Source organism: Thiocystis violascens DSM 198 (assembly GCF_000227745.2).
In the GTDB taxonomy this organism is placed as follows: domain Bacteria; phylum Pseudomonadota; class Gammaproteobacteria; order Chromatiales; family Chromatiaceae; genus Chromatium; species Chromatium violascens.
Map to the genome: position 1 here is coordinate 1271494 of NC_018012.1, position 16429 is coordinate 1287922.

The window sequence follows — 16429 nt, forward strand, 5'->3', positions numbered from 1 at the left end:
CCGTCGAACGCGGATACCCCGCGAGGCATCCGCATGCGATCAGAACGTGTGACCGGCATGCCGCATCGTCGCCGATCTTTATGACGACAGCATGACGACCGAATTGGTGCTGAATCAAAATGGCGCTGGCTCAACCGCGACGTACACGACTATTATGATGCCGTCATCTGTCTGGGCAACTCGTTCACCCATCTGCACGACGAAAACGATCGCCGTAAGGCGCTAGCGGAGTTCTATGCCACGCTGCGTCACGATGGCATCCTGATCCTCGATCAGCGCAACTATGACGCCATTCTCGATCATCAGATCGCACCCACCCACAACTATTACTACTGCGGCGAGAATGCACGCGCCCAACCCGAGCATGTCGACGAGTCCCTGGCCCGGTTCCTCTACGAGTTCCCCGGCGAGCACGTCTCCTACCTTATAACATGTTTCCCTTGCGCAAGAATTACACCCGTCGTCTGCTATACGAAGTCGGTTTCCAACACGTGACGACCTACGGCGATTTCAAGGAGACCTACCGCGACGACGAGCCCGATTTCTTCATTCATGTCGCCGAAAAACTTTATGTGGAAGGGGGCGAGGAAGAATGAGCGAGCCGCACTCAACGGTCGTCGAGACCGCCCGCCACTACCACAACAGCGACGACGCCGACAACTTCTACTTCCATGTCTGGGGCGGCGAGGACATCCACATCGGTCTCTGCCAGCAACCGCACGAGGCGATCGCCGATGCCAGCCGGCGCACGCATGGCCGCGCAAGTACCGGGGCTGGGATCCGACACCAGGTGCTCGACATGGTCGCGGGCTATGGCGGCGCGGCCCGCTGGCTGCCAGGTGACAGCGCTCAACCTGAGCGAAAAGGAAAACGCGCGCCACCGGGAGATGAATCGCGAACAGGGTCTCGACCACCTGATCGAGGTGGTGGACGGAAGCTTCGAGGCCGTCCCCTATCCCGACGGCGTTTTCGACCTAGTCTGGTCGCAGGACGCCATCCTGCACAGTGGACTGCGCGCGCGGGTCGTCGCCGAGGCCGCCAGGGTGCTGCGACACGGCGGCGACTTCGTCTTCACGGACCCCATGCAGGCGGACGACTGTCCGGAGGGCGTGCTGCGCCCGGTCCTCGAACGCATCCATCTGGAGAGCCTGGGATCCATCGGCTTCTACAATGAGACGGCCGCCCGCCATGGCCTCGCGGCGTCGGCGGCGATCGAGACGACGGAAAACCTGGTGACCCACTACGGAAGGGTGTGCGAGAAACTCGCCCAGGCCCGCGAGGCACTCGCCGGAAAGGTCTCGGACGTCTATCTCGACCGCATGCTCGATGGTCTGGGACATTGGGTCGATGCCGGAACCGCCGGCTATCTCCGGTGGGGCATCCTGCATTTCAAAAAGCACGCCCTAACGACTGCGATTGCCGCGTGACTGACGCGTCATCAACCCCTCGATCCGCTGGCGGATGTCGCGCAAGCTCAAGCGGCCGACCGGTTGACGGCTGGCGGCGCGCGCGGCATCCGCGGCGTCGACGCGCTCCTTGACGATGCGGGCGAAGCGCTCGGCCAGTTCCGGGCGCGCCGACAGCAGGCTTTGCACGCACTCCAGATCGATGCGGATCAGGGTGACATCGCTTTTGGCGCGCAATTCCAGGAATGACGGCTCATTCGTCAGCATGGATTCGATGCCAAAGTGGTGGCCGGGCGCCAGGTTTTCGGTCACTTTGCGGGTACGGTCCGGCAGCGTAATGGCGGCTTCCACCAGACCGCCGACCACCACATAGAAGGCATCGCTCGCGGCGCCTTCCGCCAGGATGACGTGGCCGCTGTCGAAATGACAATAGACGCTACGCGCCGCGATCTGCTCCAATTCCACCTGCGTCAATTGACCCGCGACATCCAACCCCTTGAGCGCGAGCAGGATGGTGGGCGGCTCGGCCTGCGCAATGGACGCGCGGCGCGTGTGAATTTCGTGAACCTCGGGTGCCAGACTGATCCCGCGCGTTGCAGCGCCCAGTGAATCTCGCGAAAGAGTTCCTCGCGGCCTCGAAACACCGCCGGGTAATTTTTGAGATGGACCCAGACCATGTATTTGTAGGGAACAGTGCTGGCGTCCGCGAGCCGGACGATCGGGTAGGGAAACTTGAGGACGCTTTCGCACCGCAAGGCCGCGTCGAGGATAAGCGCCGTGGCAAAGCGCGGATCGATCTCGGCCGGAATCTGGACGAAGTACCAGGGCGCGAACAGATGCTGATCATCGTGGAGATTCTTCAGCGGCTCGCCGGCCATCCGTGCATTCGGAATGACGTGCGTGGCGTTGTCCCAGCCGCGAAGCCAGGTCGCGCGCCAATTGAGATCGATCACCTGACCGACGGTACCGTCGCGCAACTCAACCCAGTCGCCCAGTTTAAAGGGGCGTTCGATGCCGAGGGCGATGCCGGAGAAGAGATCGCCGAGGGTTCGTTGCAGCGCCAGGCCCAGGACGCCGGCGGCGACCCCGGTGGAGACCCAGATCCCCGCAAAGGAATAGCCCTGCTGCCACATGAACAACCCGAGTCCAAAGAGCATGAGGACGACGTAAATCAAACCGACGACCAGCTTTGGCAGCTGATCGGGCAGCATCCCGCCAGCCCGCTTCCGCAAGAGCACTTCGATCAGATGCGCCAGCAGCCAGGCGCCGACCAGGTAGCCGACGACCAAGGCGCCCGTCTGGATCGCGTCATCCAGTTCCGTGAGCCCGAGTTCCCGAACAACCAAATTAAGCAAATTCCAGCCCAGAAAGAGCAGTGCGGGAATCAAGACCAGATCGGCCAGAGCGAGCATGATCGGAAAGCGTCTGGCAAGCCATCGGCCAAACAAGAACACATTTCCCAAACGCCAGGCCATCAACAGCAGCGACATCCCCAGAAGGATCTGCCAGTGCAGATGCGCGAATTTCTCGAATTGGTCGATCATCGTCCGCGAGGCGCCTTCAACTGCATCCGGTTTCGCATGCGTGGTTGCGAGCGGTCTTTACGCCACCCGTCATGATCGGCGAGTCGAGGCTCAGGAGCCGCCTTCACCGTAATAGTTGCCGATATAATTCTCGAACTTGGTGTATTTGCCGAGAAAGGTCAGGCGCGTGGTGCCGATCGGTCCGTTGCGCTGTTTCGCGATGATGATCTCGGCGATCCCCTTGTCGTTGCTGTCCTCGTTGTAGACCTCGTCGCGATAGATGAAGACGATCAAATCTGCATCCTGTTCGATGGCGCCCGATTCGCGCAGATCCGACATCACCGGGCGTTTATTCGGACGCTGTTCGAGACTGCGATTGAGCTGCGAGAGCGCGATCACGGGCACGTTCAGCTCCTTGGCCAGCGCCTTCAGCGAACGCGAAATAGCCGAGATCTCGGTCGCGCGGTTTTCGGTGGAGCCCGGCGCCTGCATCAATTGCAGATAGTCCAGCACGATCAGCCCCAGATCGTTCTGGTCACGCTTGAGACGCCGTGCCCGCGCGCGCACCTCGGTGGGCGACAGCGCCGGCGTGTCGTCGATGAACATGGGCGCGGCGGAGAGGATGTTCACCGCCGAGGTCAAGCGCGGCCATTCGTCGTCCTCCAGCTTCCCGGTCCGCACCCGATGCTGATCGATCCGCCCCAGCGAGGACATCATGCGCATGGCGAGCGAATCGCCCGGCATCTCCATGCTGAAGATGGCGACCGGACGCTTGGACTGAATCGCGACATGCTCGGCCATGTTCATCGCGAGACTGGTTTTGCCCATCGAGGGACGGCCGGCCACGATAATGAGATCCGCCGGTTGCAGTCCCGAGGTCATCTCGTCGAAGTCCGAGAAACCCGTGGCAAGACCGGTGATCGCCTCGTCACGTTGATAGAGCAAGTCGATCCGCTCGACCGCCCGGCTCAGCAGGGTTTTGATGGGCTGGAAACCGCCACCGCCGCGCGCCTCCTGCTCGGCGATCGCGAAGACCCGTCGCTCCGCGTCGTCGAGCAATTCGGCGGCGTCGCGCCCCTGGGGGTTGTAGCCGCTGTCGGCGATCTCGACGCCCGCCGTAATCATCTGCCGCAGCACCGAGGTCTGCCGCACGATTTTGGCATACGCCTTGATATTGGCGGCGCTCGGGGTCTCGTTGGCCAGTGTACCGAGATACGGCAGGCCGCCGGCATCCGCCAGCCGCTCGGTGCGCTCCAGGGTTTCGGCCAGGGTGACGACATCGAAGGGCTGATCGCCCGCCGCGAGCTTGGCGATGGCGCCGAAGATCAAGCGATGCTCGCGCCGGTAGAGATCGCCTTCGGTCACCATGTCGGCGACGCGGTCCCAGGCGCTGTTATCGAGCATCAGCGCGCCGAGCAGGGATTGCTCCGCGTGGATATTGTGAGGCGGGACACGCAAGGCGTCGAACTCGGCATCGGCCGGGGGCGTCGCCATGACATCATCTGATTCGAACATCGTTCCCCGCACGGGCGAAGAGGCCCATTGGCCATGGATTGAGCGGAAAGGATGCGGGCGCGAACGCCTGGTTCGCCGCGCCCACAACACGAGTCGCCGGCGCCAGGCGGGATCGGCGCCCCGGCGGAACCGGAGCGCAGCGGCGGAGAGTGTCAGGCTTCGGGAATGATATCGAGCTTGATGACCGCGTCCACATCCGTATAGAGGTGCAGCGCGATCTCGTACTCGCCAGTGGTGCGGAAGGGTCCGCTGGACAGACGCACTTCGGTCTTGTCCACCTCGTAACCCGCCTCGACCGCTGCCGCGGCAACATCGCTGGCTCCGACCGAGCCGAACAGACGGCCCTCATCGCCAGCTTTGCGCGCGATGGTCAAGCGGATACCGTCGAGCAATGACTTGCGGGCCTCGGCGGCCGCCTGGACCTCGGCGGCGGCCCGCTCCAGTTCGGCGCGGCGCGCCTCGAATGCCTCCAGATTCTCGGCGGTCGCCGACACGGCGAAGCCAGAGGGAACCAGATAGTTCCGGCCATAGCCCGAACGCACCTTCACCTTGTCCCCGAGTACACCCAGGTTGGCAACATTTTTCAGCAGGATGACTTCCACGTATAGATTCCTCTCAAAATTCGTCTGCAAGTCGCGGCTTGGCGGTCTCAGCCAAGTTTCTTGGCGTGCCGCGCGGCGCGCGCGCGGATGTCCGCCCAGAGGTCGACCAATCCAACGCAGGCCATCAGAAATAAAGCCTGCGCCATGAATAACACTAACAGCAGGTACAACCCCACCATCCAGCCCACGCCAGCGCCCGTGATCCGACGCACTCCGTGCGCGACGGCAAGCCCCTGCAGAACCAGTGGGATCCCGAGTACCAGGAGGACATCGGCGATCAGGCCAGCCCCTTGGACGACACCCAGCAGAGCCATCAGAACCAGAATTGCAATCCCGACCGCGCGGTGCAGCCTAAGGTCTCTGAATTCCTCCCCGAATCCGCCTGGATTGTACAAGGTTGCCTGCCACCAGCGAGCGATCAACAAACCTGCCAGAAGCTGAAAGACGAGCGCAGCGGCAAAGCTTCCGGTCATCCAGTTGGCCAATTCGCCGAATAACGCCTGGCTGGCGTCGGCTTCGACGAGCCCGTCGGCGACCAGGGTCTGGCGTAGCGGCTCCAGCAGTTGCAGCCAATAGGCCGCCGGATCGCCGACGAGCGCATGAAAGACCAACACGAGCGCCAGACCAAGCATCGCGGCAAACTGGACCGTCATGGCCAACGATCGCGAAGCTCTCAGCACGGCGGCCAGGATCCAGACCGGCAACCAGAAGACCGCCAGAATCCCCAGCGCGGGCCATGGCGAGCCGAGCGCCAGAGCGGCCAGAACGCTGGCGCCCAGGGTGGCCAGCGCGCTGACCAGCAGTCCCTGACGTATCCCATTGCGCAGCGTCACCAACCCCACCGCCGCGGCGCTGATAGGCCCCAGCAGCGGCATGAGCAACGACAGGAGCGCGGCCACGGCGGCCGCGAGCGCGGCCTGCGAGTAACCCCGCATGATGAAAGTCGCCAACAGCTTCATCGGCGAGGCCCAGCACCGGATGGTCTCGGCGGGAGCGAAACGCAGCGGCCTAAACTTTGCCAGTTCCAACCGGCCGACGGCCAGGACATCGTCCCGGCTCAGTGGCCGTCGGTGTAGGGCAGCAGGGCCAGAAAGCGAGCGCGCTTGACGGCCTGCGCGAGCTGACGCTGGGACTTGGCCGAGGTGCCGGTGATGCGGCTCGGCACGATCTTGCCCGATTCGCTGACATAGGCCTTGAGCAGGTTGAGATCCTTGTAATCGATCTCGGTAATGCCCTCGGCGGTGAAGCGGCAGTAGCGTTTACGGCGAAAAAAGCGGGACATGGTGATTCTCCGTTGCGGGAAGCTTAAGCGTGGATTCCGATCGACAGGGGATTAGTCGTCACGACCGGAATCGTCATGGCGGACATCGTCGCCCGAGACATCGGCGCGCTCACGCTCCTCTCCGGCCTTGGTCAGCGGGGAAGGCTCCGTCACGGCGGCATTGCGCAGGATGATCATGTTGCGCAGAACGGCATCGTTGAAGCGGAACGCGCTTTCAAGTTCGTCGATGGCCTCCTGGTCGCACTCGACATTCATCAGCACGTAATGCGCCTTGTGCACCTTGTTGATCGGGTAGGCCAGCGGACGCCGCCCCCAGTCTTCCATGCGATGCACGATGCCGCCGCGCTTTTCCAGATTGCCCTGGTAGCGTTCGACCATCGCTGGCACTTGCTCGCTCTGGCTCGGATGAACCAGAAAAACCACTTCGTAATGTCGCATTGCTGCTCCCTTCGGATTTGGCAGCCTCCCGTCAATAACGGTAAGGCAAGGAGTTTCCCGCTACAGCGGGTAATCCGCCATCATACTTGAAAATATAGCTTTTTGAACCCCCCATGATGCGCAATTCTCTCGCCCAGCCCTGCTTGATCAAACTATCAGCCTGGATCACACTGTCGCCGCGACAGTAAATTAGAATATTGGGGGACAGCCATGAGCATTGAACACGATTTCGTTTCGCTTCGCAGTTCCAGTCTGAGCGCCGGCCTGAGCGACGAACAGGTCGAGGCATTGGCCAGCATCGCCTGTTGTCGCCGCCTCTCGGACCAGGAGATCCTCATCGAAGAAGGTAACGTCGACAACAGCCTGCACATCATCACCGATGGCGCGCTTGCCGTCACACGCAACATGGGCAAGGGCGACTACACAACCATACACGTTTTACACACGGGCGACCTGGCCGGCGAGATGGGATTTATCAGCGGCCGGCCGCACACAGCAACCCTGCGCTCGCTTGGCCGGACTCAGGTCTGTAGCTTCGAGCGGGAGGCGTTCGAGTCACTGCTTACGGACCATCCCTGGCTGGTGTATCGCGTCATGCAAACGATCGTTCAGGTCAGCCAGGACATCCTCCGGCGCATGAACGCACAGCATGTGGAATTGACCAAATACGTCAGCCGCTCTCACGCGCTGTATTGAGCGCGACCGAACTCAATCGGCGACGCGCGGACACGCACGACCGTTCAATTCGACGAATCGCCGCCACGACGTCGGCTGGCCATGCGTATAATACCCGCGAGACGACCGCAATGGACTGGGGGCCACCCAGCACCATCGTCCGCTCATGTGGTTAGCTCGGAGCATCCGGGGCAGTCGGCCATCTGACCCGCGCGCGTTTTCCTCATCCGCATCCCATTGGATCAATTTAAGGAGTTAAAGTGATGACACTACCCAAAAACGTCGGCGCCATGGACCGCAATATTCGCCTCGTCGCCGCCGGCATACTCATCCTGGCCGGCCTGATGACCGGAAAGATCATCCTGGACATCCTGGGCCTGATCGTCCTTGCCACCGGGTGGCTTGGCTTCTGCCCGGCCTACCTGCCGTTCAAGATCAACACCATCAAGAACAGCGAAAGCTAAATCGCCTCCCGGAACGCATGCATTCGCGCGATGCCGCTCGCCGGACATCGTCAGGGCGCATGAGAAACCGGGAATGACGACGCGCGGCCATCCCGTCGGGATGGCTGCGGATAACTTGAACGCGCCATGCCGGCCTTCCGTTCATCGCCTTGCCTTCGCGCTAATGACTCGAACCCCGCAGAAGTTCCTCATAACGCGTCTTGAATGCCTCCTGGCGCAGCCGCGACGCCTCCTGTTCCGTCGCGGATAGCGGCGAGTCCCGCCAAAGATTCGCGGCATGGTCAAAGGTTGAATAGCGGTAGCCGCGACCGACCTTGAAGACCTTCGTCACGTCGTTTCCGGCCTGCTCCATCGCTTCAAGTTTGCTCAGACCCGCGCCTGCCATCGCTTCTGGTATGGGCGGCCGCTCGGCCACGCGTTCCGCGAGATTGAAACGGTTGTTCTGGATCTCCCCCTGAATATCAAGTTCGACGGACTCCACCCCCGGCAGACGTGTCAGGAGATAGCCCGCCATCATCATCGTCAGCTTCCTGTTCTCGGATTCCAGGGCCGTCAGGAGTTTGTCGGCGACGATCTGACAGCGTTGGAGCCGGTCCGGTTTTTCAACCCACTCGCGGCTCATCTGCCAACCGCCATCCATATCCTGATCCAGTTTGTCGTAAAACTCTCCCGCCCGGCTCAAGAGCGAATCCGGTACTCCAATGTCATAGGATCGATCATCGATGATGGCCTTCAGGATCATTCGGTGCCTCGTCATGATATGCAACCGTGGTGTATCGGTTGTCGTTATTCTATACCCTCATGAAGGGAACAGGATCTTGAGGTTCCCCCGAAACTTCGTCTTCCAAGGGTGACGTAAACTAACGTTCACACTGGAGACGATGATGCAGAAGATCCCGAAGCAGGAATACACCGCCGCGTTCAAGGAACAGGCGGTCAAGCGCGTCAAGGATGGCAAAACCGTGGGCGCCGTGGCCAAGGAAATGGGTCTGGTCGAGCAAACGTTGCGCAACTGGGTCAAGGTCTCCGCTGCCAGCAAAGTCGATGGCCTTGGCGCGCGGAAGGTGACCCCGGAGGAGATGGAACTGTCGCGTTTGCGTGTAGAGAATGTTCGTCTCAAGCGCGAGGTCGACATCTTAACAAAAAGCGACGGCGTACCCTTCGGCTTCGCTCAGGACAGGCTTCGCGAGGGATGCGCTGTGAAGTACGCCTGGATTGACGCGCAACGTTCGACGTTCGATCTGGCGACCCTGTGTGCGGTGCTGGAGGTCAGTCTCAGCGGCTACCGTGCCTGGAAGCGTGGCGGCACCGCGGATCGTTAGGGCCTGACGAATGCCCAACGGCTGGCCTTGATTCAGTCCATCCATGCTGAACTCAAGGGAGTCTACGGCAGCCCCCGGATGGTGCGGGAACGGCGCGCCCGGGGCTTCCCGGCGACAAGACACGGGTGGAACGCCTGATGCGCGAGCATGGCATCCAGGGGCGCCACCAACGCCGTGACAAAGTCACGACCGATTACAAGCACGCCCTGCCGGTGGCAGCGAATGTGTTGAATCGTGCGTTCAACCCCAGCGCGCCGAATCAGGTCTGGAGCGCCGACATCATCGATCTCTGGACCGACGAAGGCTGGCTCTATCTGGCCATCGTGCTGGATCTGTTCAATCGCGAGGTGGTCGGCTGGTCGTTGAAGCCGCCATGACGGCGGACCTTGTCACCGATGCGCTGACCATGTCCTGGTTCCGGCGCCAGCCGGCGCCGGGTCTGATTCGCCACTCCGACCGGGGTAGCCAGTACGTCAGCCATCTGTTCCAAGACACGCTGACCCAATACGGGATGATCATGCTCCATGAGCTGCAAGGGAAACGGCTGGGACAATGCCCCCACCGAGAGCTGGTTCAGCCGCTTCAAGCACGCGCGGGTTTTTGACGAACGCTTCGCCTCCAGAGAGGCGATGACGGCCACCGCCTTCGCGTACATCGAGGTGTTCTACAACCGCAAGCGTCTGCACTCGACCCTCGGGGACACCTCACCGGTTCAGTTCCTGAAAGACTGGATCAGCACTCAGCGGAGAGAAAAACAGGTCGCATGAACACACTCTCTTGGAAGACGAAAAACCGAGGGAACCTCACCCTCGAATGGGTGTCTCGGTTCAACCACCAACGTTTGCTAGAGTCCATCGGCGACATGCCATCTGCCGAAGCTGAAGCAAACGACTATCGGCAACTCGCCGAAAAGCCCGAGACTGTGGTCTCAACTTAAACCAACCAGCCTCTGCGAAACCCGGGGCGGTTCAATTGCATCATCGGAGCGCCAATCAAGGTTGATGATCCCTCTCGGAGTTGTGTGAGGTGATCGACGCGGAGTCGGCGATGGGGGGAGGTTCAGGTTTCAGGCGGCTGACCGGGTGCCAGATATACTGTCGGGGAGGCTTCCCCGGAGTTCAGGTGCCTGTTCGCACCTGAAGCGCCGTGCAGAGAACAGTGAAAATGAGCCGATCCCTTCTTCCCTTTTTCCATCCGGAGAGAGACATGCTATCTGTCCATGCGGTATACGAAGACGGTAAGGTCACGCTGCTGGAAGATCTGCCGGCGGTTCGCCGGGCGCGGCTGATCGTCACAGTCGTCGACCCGATACCCGAAGGGGCAGCCGACGCAGCCGCATCCACCCCGGCTGATCTATTCGACGATCTGATCGGCGTCATCGACGTTCGCGAGGACGGCGCAGAGGGGCACGACCGTTATCTCGTCGGGAAGGGAAAGTGAAGCCGTCAGCGTTCGTCGATACCGGTTACTGGATCGCGCTGTTGGACGGCCGCGATCAATATCATAGGGTTGCGAAAGAGCTGCTGCCCAGGTTATTGGGCTCGTACCGAGTCGTGCTGTCCGAATTCGTGCTGTTCGAGACGCTGACCTATCTCAACTGCTCCGTGGGTCGCCATGATCTCGCGGTACGCTTCCTCGACAAGGTGGCGGCGGGCAGGTTTGACATAGTAGAAGTGGGCCAGCCGGTGAAGGCGCAGGCGCTCGCTTTGTTTCGGCAATATGCCGACAAAGATTTCAGCGTCACCGACTGTTGCAGCTTCGTCGTCATGCGCGATGCCGGTATCGGGTGCTTCGCCGGCTTCGATGCGCATTTCGAGCAGATGGGATGCGTCTCTTTGCTGAAGCGATCGTGATGCCCGCAGTTCAGGATGGCTGTAGGGAAACCCGTGCGGATTCGATTGCCCTGCCTTTAGGCAGCCCGTGAACCGTGTGGCCGCGTTACCGACCCCTTGCCGCTTTAGATCGGCTCACGAATTCAAAGCCCCCGGCTCTACCGGGGATGATTACTGTTTTTACATTTCATGTCGGCTTGCAGTACTTTTGCTTTTTTTGCAAGACCTGGGTCAAGCTGGCTTCCCTCGAAGTATTGGCCAATCAGCGCCTTACCATATATGGCTCTGTCGGCTTGATTGCTTGCGGCGCAATATTCATTTTCCAATGCTCGAATTTTTCTGTAACGTTTGTTTGGGATATGTAGTTGCCCGTCTGCTGTTATTGCGACACCCGTTACAACGCTAGCCTGCCCTCTATTGAAAACTGATATTTTGTGTCCTTGCAAACCTGATTTTTTGATTACGATTTTTGCTTTTGGGATAAGGGTTCCGTTTACGTTATCGCCAGAAAAAACAATATCATCGATCCAGACGGTCATCACGGCATTAATCGCTAATGCAAGAGCGTGAAGCTCGTCGAACATCGGGCGATAAGCAAAAAAAGATATTATTGGACTAACGGGGCTTCCGGTAGGAAGACAGCCGTTCCAGCAAATAAGATCTGTCAAAATTCGAGCGATATCTTGGCTGCACTGCAGGTCATGCCAGAAGAAACGGAAAACAAAAACCTCACTCGCGTTCTTGTAAAAACCTTTAATATCAATACGAATGACTTGCCCAAACCCCATGTGTAAGCTTGCGTTCTTTACGTATGAGCCGCCTTTTTTTGCTGACAGCAAATATTCCGGGGTCTCTATCCTGACCAGAAGATCGCTGAGTCTGTCCTGAATTCTCCTGAGCAAGCCAATTGGTTCTTGAATATCGCGTGGTTTGTGGCTGAGTATCTGTAGTTTGGACGGGTATTTTGACTTAGTGCTCCATAGCCGATAATTGTTAGCGGTGTTGGCGCAAAGCGACAACTCTTTTATGGTTATTCCAAGGATGCCAGCCAATTTTCGCTTGTTAGCTAGTTTAAATAATCGGGATTGATTGATGCTGTATCCGTTTGGCATGCAGGATTACGCTGCATCTGATTGATTTGATTTTCGGATTGACTCAATCCAGTTAAGGAGCCTAAGCGCCTTTTGCGTGGCGACTGATCTAACTTTCGAAGAGGTATCGTTTTCTTCAAGTGTTTCGTAAAAAAGCAAGAGATACGAAATCGGGATTTCGAACACTTTTGCATAGCTAGCAAGCAGATCAATGCTTGGGGTTTTTTTTCCCGATTCTAACTCGGATAAATAGGAGCGGGAAATTCCTAACCGATAAGCCAACTCGATTTGGCTTATATCATGAAATGATCTTACTAGCCTTAGCGCTTCACCCAATTTCGCCTTCATGAAATATGCAACCAAATAATTCTTAAGTAATTGTTTGCTAGAGGTTAGCCAGCCAAGACTTTAGGATTTCCCAAAGCCTTACTGCTCTATCCCACCACCGAACGAGGCTGATGATGAGGTTGATCGTCCATAAAACAGAAATCAGCACCTTACGGGACCATTTCCGTTCTGGATAAGCTGGCGACGTTTGGTTAGTTTCATTTGACGCGCTTGTCATAGCGATTATTCCTCAGGGTTACAGGTCAGCAGGATGCTGACCTTCTCGGATGTAACGCTGACAGCTATGACAACAGAGGTAAAACCAAACGTTTGTCCCTCTAGTAACAAACCCGCCCCTCTCGGAGGGCGGCCATAGCCATGACTTCGTGCGCGCAGTTAGCGACCGGTTTGTCACGACGGGGGAGAGGCATAGCCTCCACGGGCAACAAGCCCAAATAGTAACCCGAAATCCTCTTCACGAATGAAACCTGCACCGAAGATATCTATCTGTTCGCTATTTGTCAACAAAAAATCGCCTACAGCGAACAGATGAGGGAAAATCGGGGTCGTACCCTGATGTATCCACACAACTTTTCTCTTGGAATCAACCTGATCGCAAGAAGTATGGTGCCAGGGTGTTAACCTGACCAGCAGTGTCGCGCCAAATAACTGATAACGCTTGATATTTCGTGGTGATGCCTCGGGGTCGTACCACGATTGCCTGAGCCTTTTCTGCAGGACGGTGGTTTCAAGGTCCGGATGTTTGCACAATCACGTCGTTGCCTGTCGCTCGAAATGTCGGGTCATGACCAGATCAAACATCATTTCACGTCGCCCCCGAACCGCGCCATCATCACATCGACATCGTCGTAACCTGTCACGCAGCCGCCTTCAGATCCTCACGACATGCACCGGCCCGGCCGTAGCGCCTCATCGACGCGCCGGGCTTGCCACTCTATTAAGTCGTAATGTAAAGCGGCAGGCAATGACGACAAGCTCTGCCTCGGTCGCGCGATAGACCCGCCGATGGGTGTCGTCGATGCGTCTCGACCCGTAGCCGGAGGGGTTACCGAGCGGCGGCTCCGGCTTGCCGAGGCCGGCGAGCGGCTCGCGAACCGCTTCCTCGATCAGTGTGCTGGCGCAGCAATCCGGCGATAAGATGGCCAAATCGCCAAAAACCGTTGCGTCAGAGCATCGGGTCGCGGCACTGGAAGGGCGTCTGGGTGTGAGACTGCTGCAACGCTCGACGCGCAGTCTGGCGCTGACCGAGGCCGGCCAGCGGTTCTATGACCATTGCCTGGCGGCGGTTGAGGGTGCCCGTGTCGCCTACGAGAGCATCGCCGAGCTGCGTCGGGAGCCGGCCGGGACGGTGCGGATGAGCTGTGCCCGTTGATGACTCAAAGCTATCTGGCGCCGATCCTGCCAGGCTTCCTGGCCCGGCATCCCAAGGTCGATCTGATCCTGGATTCCACGGACCGCGAGGTGAATGTGATCGAGGAGCCAGGGCGAGCGCGTTTAAACATTCTGTTTTTCGGGTCGTTGACGGATGCTGACGAGAAACGACTGTTGGAGTTTCTCATGTCAGCCAGCCTTCTTGAGCATTTCACGTCCTTGGAAGACCATCGGATCGAGCGTCGAAAGCGGCATGCCCTGGCCGATCTTGTACTGTTGACCATCTGCGCCGTCGTCAGCGGGACGAACGGTTGGGAGGCCATTGAGGATTTCGGGCACGAAAAGCTGGATTGGCTGCGTCAGTTTGCCCCCTTCGAGAATGGCGTGCCTTCCCATGACTGCATGGCGAACGTGATCGCGCGTCTTTCCCCGAAGGGATTTCAGGCGTGTTTATTGAGTTGGACGCAGTCGGTGGCCGAGATCACCGACGGGGACGTCATCGCCGTCGATGGGAAGACGGGTCGCGGCTCGCGCGACCGTCGGCGGGGGCATCAGCCCTTGTACAGGGTGAGCGCCTGGGCCTGCGCCAACCGCCTGGCGTTGGGGCAGGAGGCGACGCGCGAGACGTCGAATGAGATCACGGCCATCCCCAAGTTGTTGGAGCTGCTGGAGCTGAAGGGGTGTTTGGTGACCATAGATGCCATGGGCTGCCAAACCGCGATCGCCGCCCAGATCGTCGCGCAAGGCGCTGATTATGTGCTGGGACTGAAGGGCAACCAGAGCGCCCCGCAGGACGCGGTCGAGGATGATTGGACCGTGGCGCAGCAGGCTGATTTTGCCCACGTCCAGGCTGACTTCACCGAAGAACTGGACAAAGATCATGGTCGGATGGAAGTGCGCCGCGACTGGATTGCTGACGATCTGCGGGCCCTGCCCAACGTGGCCCGGTGGGCCGGCTTGCGCAGCATCGGGATGGTCGAGCGCACCGGTGTCAGCAACGGCCAGGAAAGCCTTGAGCGCCGGTACTTCATCAACTCCATGGCGCCCGAGGCCGCCCGTTTCGCCCACGCCGTGCGCGAACACTGGAGCGTGGAAAACCGCCTGCACTGGCGCCTGGACGTGATCTTCGGTGACAATGCCAGCCGTATCCGCAAGGGCCAGGCCCCCGCCATCATGACCTCGGTGCGCCACCTGAGCATGAACCTGTTCGATCAGGAGGGGTCGGCGATCGGCTTGGCCAAGAAGCGCCTCAAGGCTGCGTGGAACGACGACTACCGCGCCAAGGTCGTGTTCGGATGAGGATTTAAACGCACTCGCCCTGGGTCCGACCGCCCCATCGATATTGCTACCAGTTGCTCCATGCTACACTCAGCCCCAATTCGTTCCCCTCTCACCCACAACCCTCGGCAAGGACATGACCAGGCAGAAGACCTACCTTGTGATCTCGGCACTCGGCGAAGACCACCCCGGTATCGTCAATCAACTCTCAAGGGCCGTGCTTGAGCATGGCTGCAACATCGAGGACAGCCGCATGACGGTCCTCGGCGGAGAGTTCGCGGCGATCCTGCTGGTGGAAGGCAAGTGGAACACACTGGCCAAGATCGAGAACACGCTCCCCGAGTTGGAACGCCAGCTCGGCATGACCATCATTTCAAAACGAACCGGCGAACGCGCCACCAATCGCAGTCTGCTCCCCTACGCGGTCGACGTGGTCTCCATGGATCATCCCGGCATCATCAACAATCTGGCGGGTTTCTTCGCGGACCGCAAGATCAATATCGAGGACATGGCCACCAGCACCTACGCCGCGGCACATACCGGAACCCCGATGTTCTCGGTGCACATGACGGTGGGCATTCCGGCGGACATTCATATCGCCGGTCTGCGCGAGGAATTCATGGATTACTGCGACGGACTCAACCTGGACGCGGTTCTGGAACCACTGAAAGGCTGATGGCGGTCGAGCGTCGGGGCGAGCTTGCTCGACGTCCGGAGTCCCCTGAGCCATTCAACGCGGCCACGGGCCGCGATCCATCATTCACCTTGAAGACCGGAGCACCAAGACATGACTGTATCGATCGGCGACACCATCCCGAATCTTGATCTCACCGCCACCGGCGGTCGAAGCGTCAAGCTCTCCGAGTACCAAGGCAAACACCTTGTCCTCTATTTTTACCCCAAGGCCAGCACGCCAGGCTGCACCCAGGAGGGCCAGAACTTCCGCGACGCGGCCGAGGCGTTTGCCGCCGCCAACACGGTCATTCTCGGCGCCTCGCGCGACAGCCTCAAGGCCCAGGAAACGTTCAAGGCCAAACAGGGCTTCAACTTCGATCTGCTGTCGGATCAGGACGAAGCCCTGTGCCGGGCCTTCGATGTCATCAAGCCCAAGAAGATGTTCGGTAAGGATACGGTCGGCGTCGAACGCAGCACCTTTCTGATCGACGCGGCTGGCGTTCTGCGCCAAGAGTGGCGCGGGGTCAAGGTCAAGGGCCATGTCGAGGAGGTTCTGGCCGCCGCCCGGTCACTCGCGACATCGCCTCCCGCATGACATCAAACCGTA

19 protein-coding genes and 4 pseudogenes are annotated in these 16429 nt (G+C 59.5%); 12 read left to right on the forward strand and 11 right to left on the reverse strand.

Going from position 1 to position 16429, the window contains the following annotated elements; translation table 11 throughout:
* Positions 1-111: 111 nt before the first annotated feature.
* A pseudogene (locus THIVI_RS05745) lies at positions 112-596 on the forward strand (class I SAM-dependent methyltransferase); the annotation flags it as partial.
* Positions 593-1427 (forward strand): annotated as a pseudogene (locus tag THIVI_RS05750) (class I SAM-dependent methyltransferase). The pseudogenes THIVI_RS05745 and THIVI_RS05750, both read left to right, overlap by 4 nt.
* Here THIVI_RS05750 and THIVI_RS25555 read toward each other — a convergent pair.
* The 7 genes from THIVI_RS25555 to rpsF form a co-directional block, all read right to left on the reverse strand.
* Positions 1404-1871 carry a cyclic nucleotide-binding domain-containing protein gene (locus THIVI_RS25555; RefSeq protein ID WP_245537439.1) on the reverse strand — a complete coding sequence of 156 codons (468 nt, stop codon included), beginning with the start codon at positions 1869-1871 and terminating at the stop codon, positions 1404-1406. The pseudogene THIVI_RS05750 and the gene THIVI_RS25555 overlap by 24 nt on opposite strands.
* A 5-nt stretch (positions 1872-1876) precedes the next feature.
* Positions 1877-2950: a mechanosensitive ion channel family protein gene (locus THIVI_RS05755; protein ID WP_245537385.1), complete on the reverse strand. Its 1074-nt coding sequence runs from the start codon at positions 2948-2950 to the stop codon at positions 1877-1879.
* A 90-nt stretch (positions 2951-3040) separates the two neighbouring features.
* A complete protein-coding gene (gene dnaB, locus THIVI_RS05760; RefSeq protein ID WP_041447336.1) occupies positions 3041-4423 on the reverse strand; it encodes a replicative DNA helicase in 1383 nt (460 codons plus the stop codon).
* Positions 4424-4596: 173 nt separating this feature from the next.
* Positions 4597-5046 carry a 50S ribosomal protein L9 gene (gene rplI, locus THIVI_RS05765; RefSeq protein ID WP_014777694.1) on the reverse strand — a complete coding sequence of 150 codons (450 nt, stop codon included), beginning with the start codon at positions 5044-5046 and terminating at the stop codon, positions 4597-4599.
* 47 nt (positions 5047-5093) lie between these two features.
* Positions 5094-6005, reverse strand: coding sequence for a hypothetical protein (locus THIVI_RS05770; RefSeq protein WP_014777695.1), 912 nt, complete (start codon positions 6003-6005; stop codon positions 5094-5096).
* A gap of 98 nt (positions 6006-6103) precedes the next feature.
* On the reverse strand, positions 6104-6328 hold the full coding sequence (rpsR, locus tag THIVI_RS05775) for a 30S ribosomal protein S18 (RefSeq protein ID WP_014777696.1): 225 nt from the start codon (positions 6326-6328) through the stop codon (positions 6104-6106).
* Positions 6329-6379: 51 nt separating this feature from the next.
* A complete protein-coding gene (gene rpsF / locus THIVI_RS05780; protein ID WP_014777697.1) occupies positions 6380-6766 on the reverse strand; it encodes a 30S ribosomal protein S6 in 387 nt (128 codons plus the stop codon).
* A gap of 210 nt (positions 6767-6976) precedes the next feature.
* Here rpsF and THIVI_RS05785 point away from each other — a divergent pair, with 210 nt between their 5' ends.
* Together THIVI_RS05785 and THIVI_RS05790 are read left to right on the forward strand one after the other, a co-directional pair.
* Entirely contained in the window at positions 6977-7462 is a 486-nt protein-coding gene (locus THIVI_RS05785; RefSeq protein ID WP_014777698.1) for a cyclic nucleotide-binding domain-containing protein, read from the forward strand.
* A gap of 242 nt (positions 7463-7704) precedes the next feature.
* A complete protein-coding gene (locus THIVI_RS05790; RefSeq protein WP_014777699.1) occupies positions 7705-7905 on the forward strand; it encodes a YgaP family membrane protein in 201 nt (66 codons plus the stop codon).
* Positions 7906-8065: 160 nt separating this feature from the next.
* Here the strand turns inward: THIVI_RS05790 and THIVI_RS05795 are convergent, their stop codons facing one another.
* Positions 8066-8647 (reverse strand): hypothetical protein, encoded by a 582-nt coding sequence (locus THIVI_RS05795; protein WP_014777700.1) that lies wholly within the window; start codon positions 8645-8647, stop codon positions 8066-8068.
* 142 nt (positions 8648-8789) lie between these two features.
* Between THIVI_RS05795 and THIVI_RS05805 the strand changes: the two are divergent.
* The 4 genes and pseudogenes from THIVI_RS05805 to THIVI_RS05815 all read left to right on the forward strand — a co-directional run bounded on the left by THIVI_RS05805 (position 8790) and on the right by THIVI_RS05815 (position 11080).
* Positions 8790-9994, forward strand: a pseudogene (locus THIVI_RS05805) (IS3 family transposase).
* Between the two features lie 11 nt (positions 9995-10005).
* Positions 10006-10164: pseudogene (locus THIVI_RS24440) on the forward strand (IS3 family transposase); the annotation flags it as partial.
* A gap of 227 nt (positions 10165-10391) precedes the next feature.
* Positions 10392-10667 carry a hypothetical protein gene (locus THIVI_RS05810; RefSeq protein WP_169315563.1) on the forward strand — a complete coding sequence of 92 codons (276 nt, stop codon included), beginning with the start codon at positions 10392-10394 and terminating at the stop codon, positions 10665-10667.
* The gene (locus THIVI_RS05815) at positions 10664-11080 is read left to right on the forward strand and encodes a type II toxin-antitoxin system VapC family toxin (RefSeq protein ID WP_014777702.1); all 417 of its coding nucleotides are present in this window, start codon (positions 10664-10666) and stop codon (positions 11078-11080) included. Before THIVI_RS05810 ends, THIVI_RS05815 begins: the two co-directional genes overlap by 4 nt.
* 137 nt (positions 11081-11217) lie before the next feature.
* On the opposite strand, the gene THIVI_RS24445 is transcribed toward THIVI_RS05815, so the two are convergent.
* The 3 genes from THIVI_RS24445 to THIVI_RS23390 form a co-directional block, all read right to left on the reverse strand.
* Positions 11218-12171: a reverse transcriptase family protein gene (locus tag THIVI_RS24445; RefSeq protein ID WP_014777703.1), complete on the reverse strand. Its 954-nt coding sequence runs from the start codon at positions 12169-12171 to the stop codon at positions 11218-11220.
* Between the two features lie 6 nt (positions 12172-12177).
* On the reverse strand, positions 12178-12498 hold the full coding sequence (locus THIVI_RS23385; RefSeq protein WP_014777704.1) for a helix-turn-helix transcriptional regulator: 321 nt from the start codon (positions 12496-12498) through the stop codon (positions 12178-12180).
* Positions 12499-13407: 909 nt separating this feature from the next.
* Complete coding sequence (locus THIVI_RS23390) at positions 13408-13644, reverse strand: type II toxin-antitoxin system YoeB family toxin (protein WP_083845815.1); 237 nt, start codon at positions 13642-13644, stop codon at positions 13408-13410.
* Between THIVI_RS23390 and THIVI_RS23395 the strand changes: the two genes are divergently transcribed.
* The 4 genes from THIVI_RS23395 (at position 13637) to THIVI_RS05845 (ending at position 16417) form a co-directional block, all read left to right on the forward strand.
* Positions 13637-13870, forward strand: coding sequence for a LysR family transcriptional regulator (locus THIVI_RS23395; protein ID WP_245537386.1), 234 nt, complete (start codon positions 13637-13639; stop codon positions 13868-13870). The two genes, THIVI_RS23390 and THIVI_RS23395, sit on opposite strands and share 8 nt — an antisense overlap.
* 173 nt (positions 13871-14043) lie before the next feature.
* Positions 14044-15168, forward strand: coding sequence for an ISAs1 family transposase (locus tag THIVI_RS05835; RefSeq protein WP_014777705.1), 1125 nt, complete (start codon positions 14044-14046; stop codon positions 15166-15168).
* A gap of 115 nt (positions 15169-15283) precedes the next feature.
* Positions 15284-15823, forward strand: coding sequence for a glycine cleavage system transcriptional repressor (locus THIVI_RS05840; protein WP_014777706.1), 540 nt, complete (start codon positions 15284-15286; stop codon positions 15821-15823).
* 111 nt (positions 15824-15934) lie between these two features.
* Positions 15935-16417 carry a peroxiredoxin gene (locus THIVI_RS05845; RefSeq protein ID WP_014777707.1) on the forward strand — a complete coding sequence of 161 codons (483 nt, stop codon included), beginning with the start codon at positions 15935-15937 and terminating at the stop codon, positions 16415-16417.
* Positions 16418-16429 lie beyond the last annotated feature (12 nt).

What these genes read in the sequence shown, in the direction of transcription:
- THIVI_RS05770 (WP_014777695.1), bottom strand. Translation starts at nt 6,005, where the DNA reads ATGAAGCTGTTGGCGACTTTCATCATGCGGGGTTACTCGCAGGCCGCG.
- dnaB (WP_041447336.1), bottom strand. Translation starts at nt 4,423, where the DNA reads ATGGCGACGCCCCCGGCCGATGCCGAGTTCGACGCCTTGCGTGTCCCG.
- rpsF (WP_014777697.1), bottom strand. Translation starts at nt 6,766, where the DNA reads ATGCGACATTACGAAGTGGTTTTTCTGGTTCATCCGAGCCAGAGCGAG.
- THIVI_RS05790 (WP_014777699.1), top strand. Translation starts at nt 7,705, where the DNA reads ATGACACTACCCAAAAACGTCGGCGCCATGGACCGCAATATTCGCCTC.
- THIVI_RS05755 (WP_245537385.1), bottom strand. Translation starts at nt 2,950, where the DNA reads ATGATCGACCAATTCGAGAAATTCGCGCATCTGCACTGGCAGATCCTT.
- THIVI_RS23395 (WP_245537386.1), top strand. Translation starts at nt 13,637, where the DNA reads ATGGCCAAATCGCCAAAAACCGTTGCGTCAGAGCATCGGGTCGCGGCA.
- THIVI_RS24445 (WP_014777703.1), bottom strand. Translation starts at nt 12,171, where the DNA reads ATGCCAAACGGATACAGCATCAATCAATCCCGATTATTTAAACTAGCT.
- THIVI_RS05810 (WP_169315563.1), top strand. Translation starts at nt 10,392, where the DNA reads ATGAGCCGATCCCTTCTTCCCTTTTTCCATCCGGAGAGAGACATGCTA.
- THIVI_RS23385 (WP_014777704.1), bottom strand. Translation starts at nt 12,498, where the DNA reads ATGAAGGCGAAATTGGGTGAAGCGCTAAGGCTAGTAAGATCATTTCAT.
- rpsR (WP_014777696.1), bottom strand. Translation starts at nt 6,328, where the DNA reads ATGTCCCGCTTTTTTCGCCGTAAACGCTACTGCCGCTTCACCGCCGAG.
- THIVI_RS05795 (WP_014777700.1), bottom strand. Translation starts at nt 8,647, where the DNA reads ATGATCCTGAAGGCCATCATCGATGATCGATCCTATGACATTGGAGTA.
- THIVI_RS05785 (WP_014777698.1), top strand. Translation starts at nt 6,977, where the DNA reads ATGAGCATTGAACACGATTTCGTTTCGCTTCGCAGTTCCAGTCTGAGC.
- THIVI_RS05840 (WP_014777706.1), top strand. Translation starts at nt 15,284, where the DNA reads ATGACCAGGCAGAAGACCTACCTTGTGATCTCGGCACTCGGCGAAGAC.
- THIVI_RS05845 (WP_014777707.1), top strand. Translation starts at nt 15,935, where the DNA reads ATGACTGTATCGATCGGCGACACCATCCCGAATCTTGATCTCACCGCC.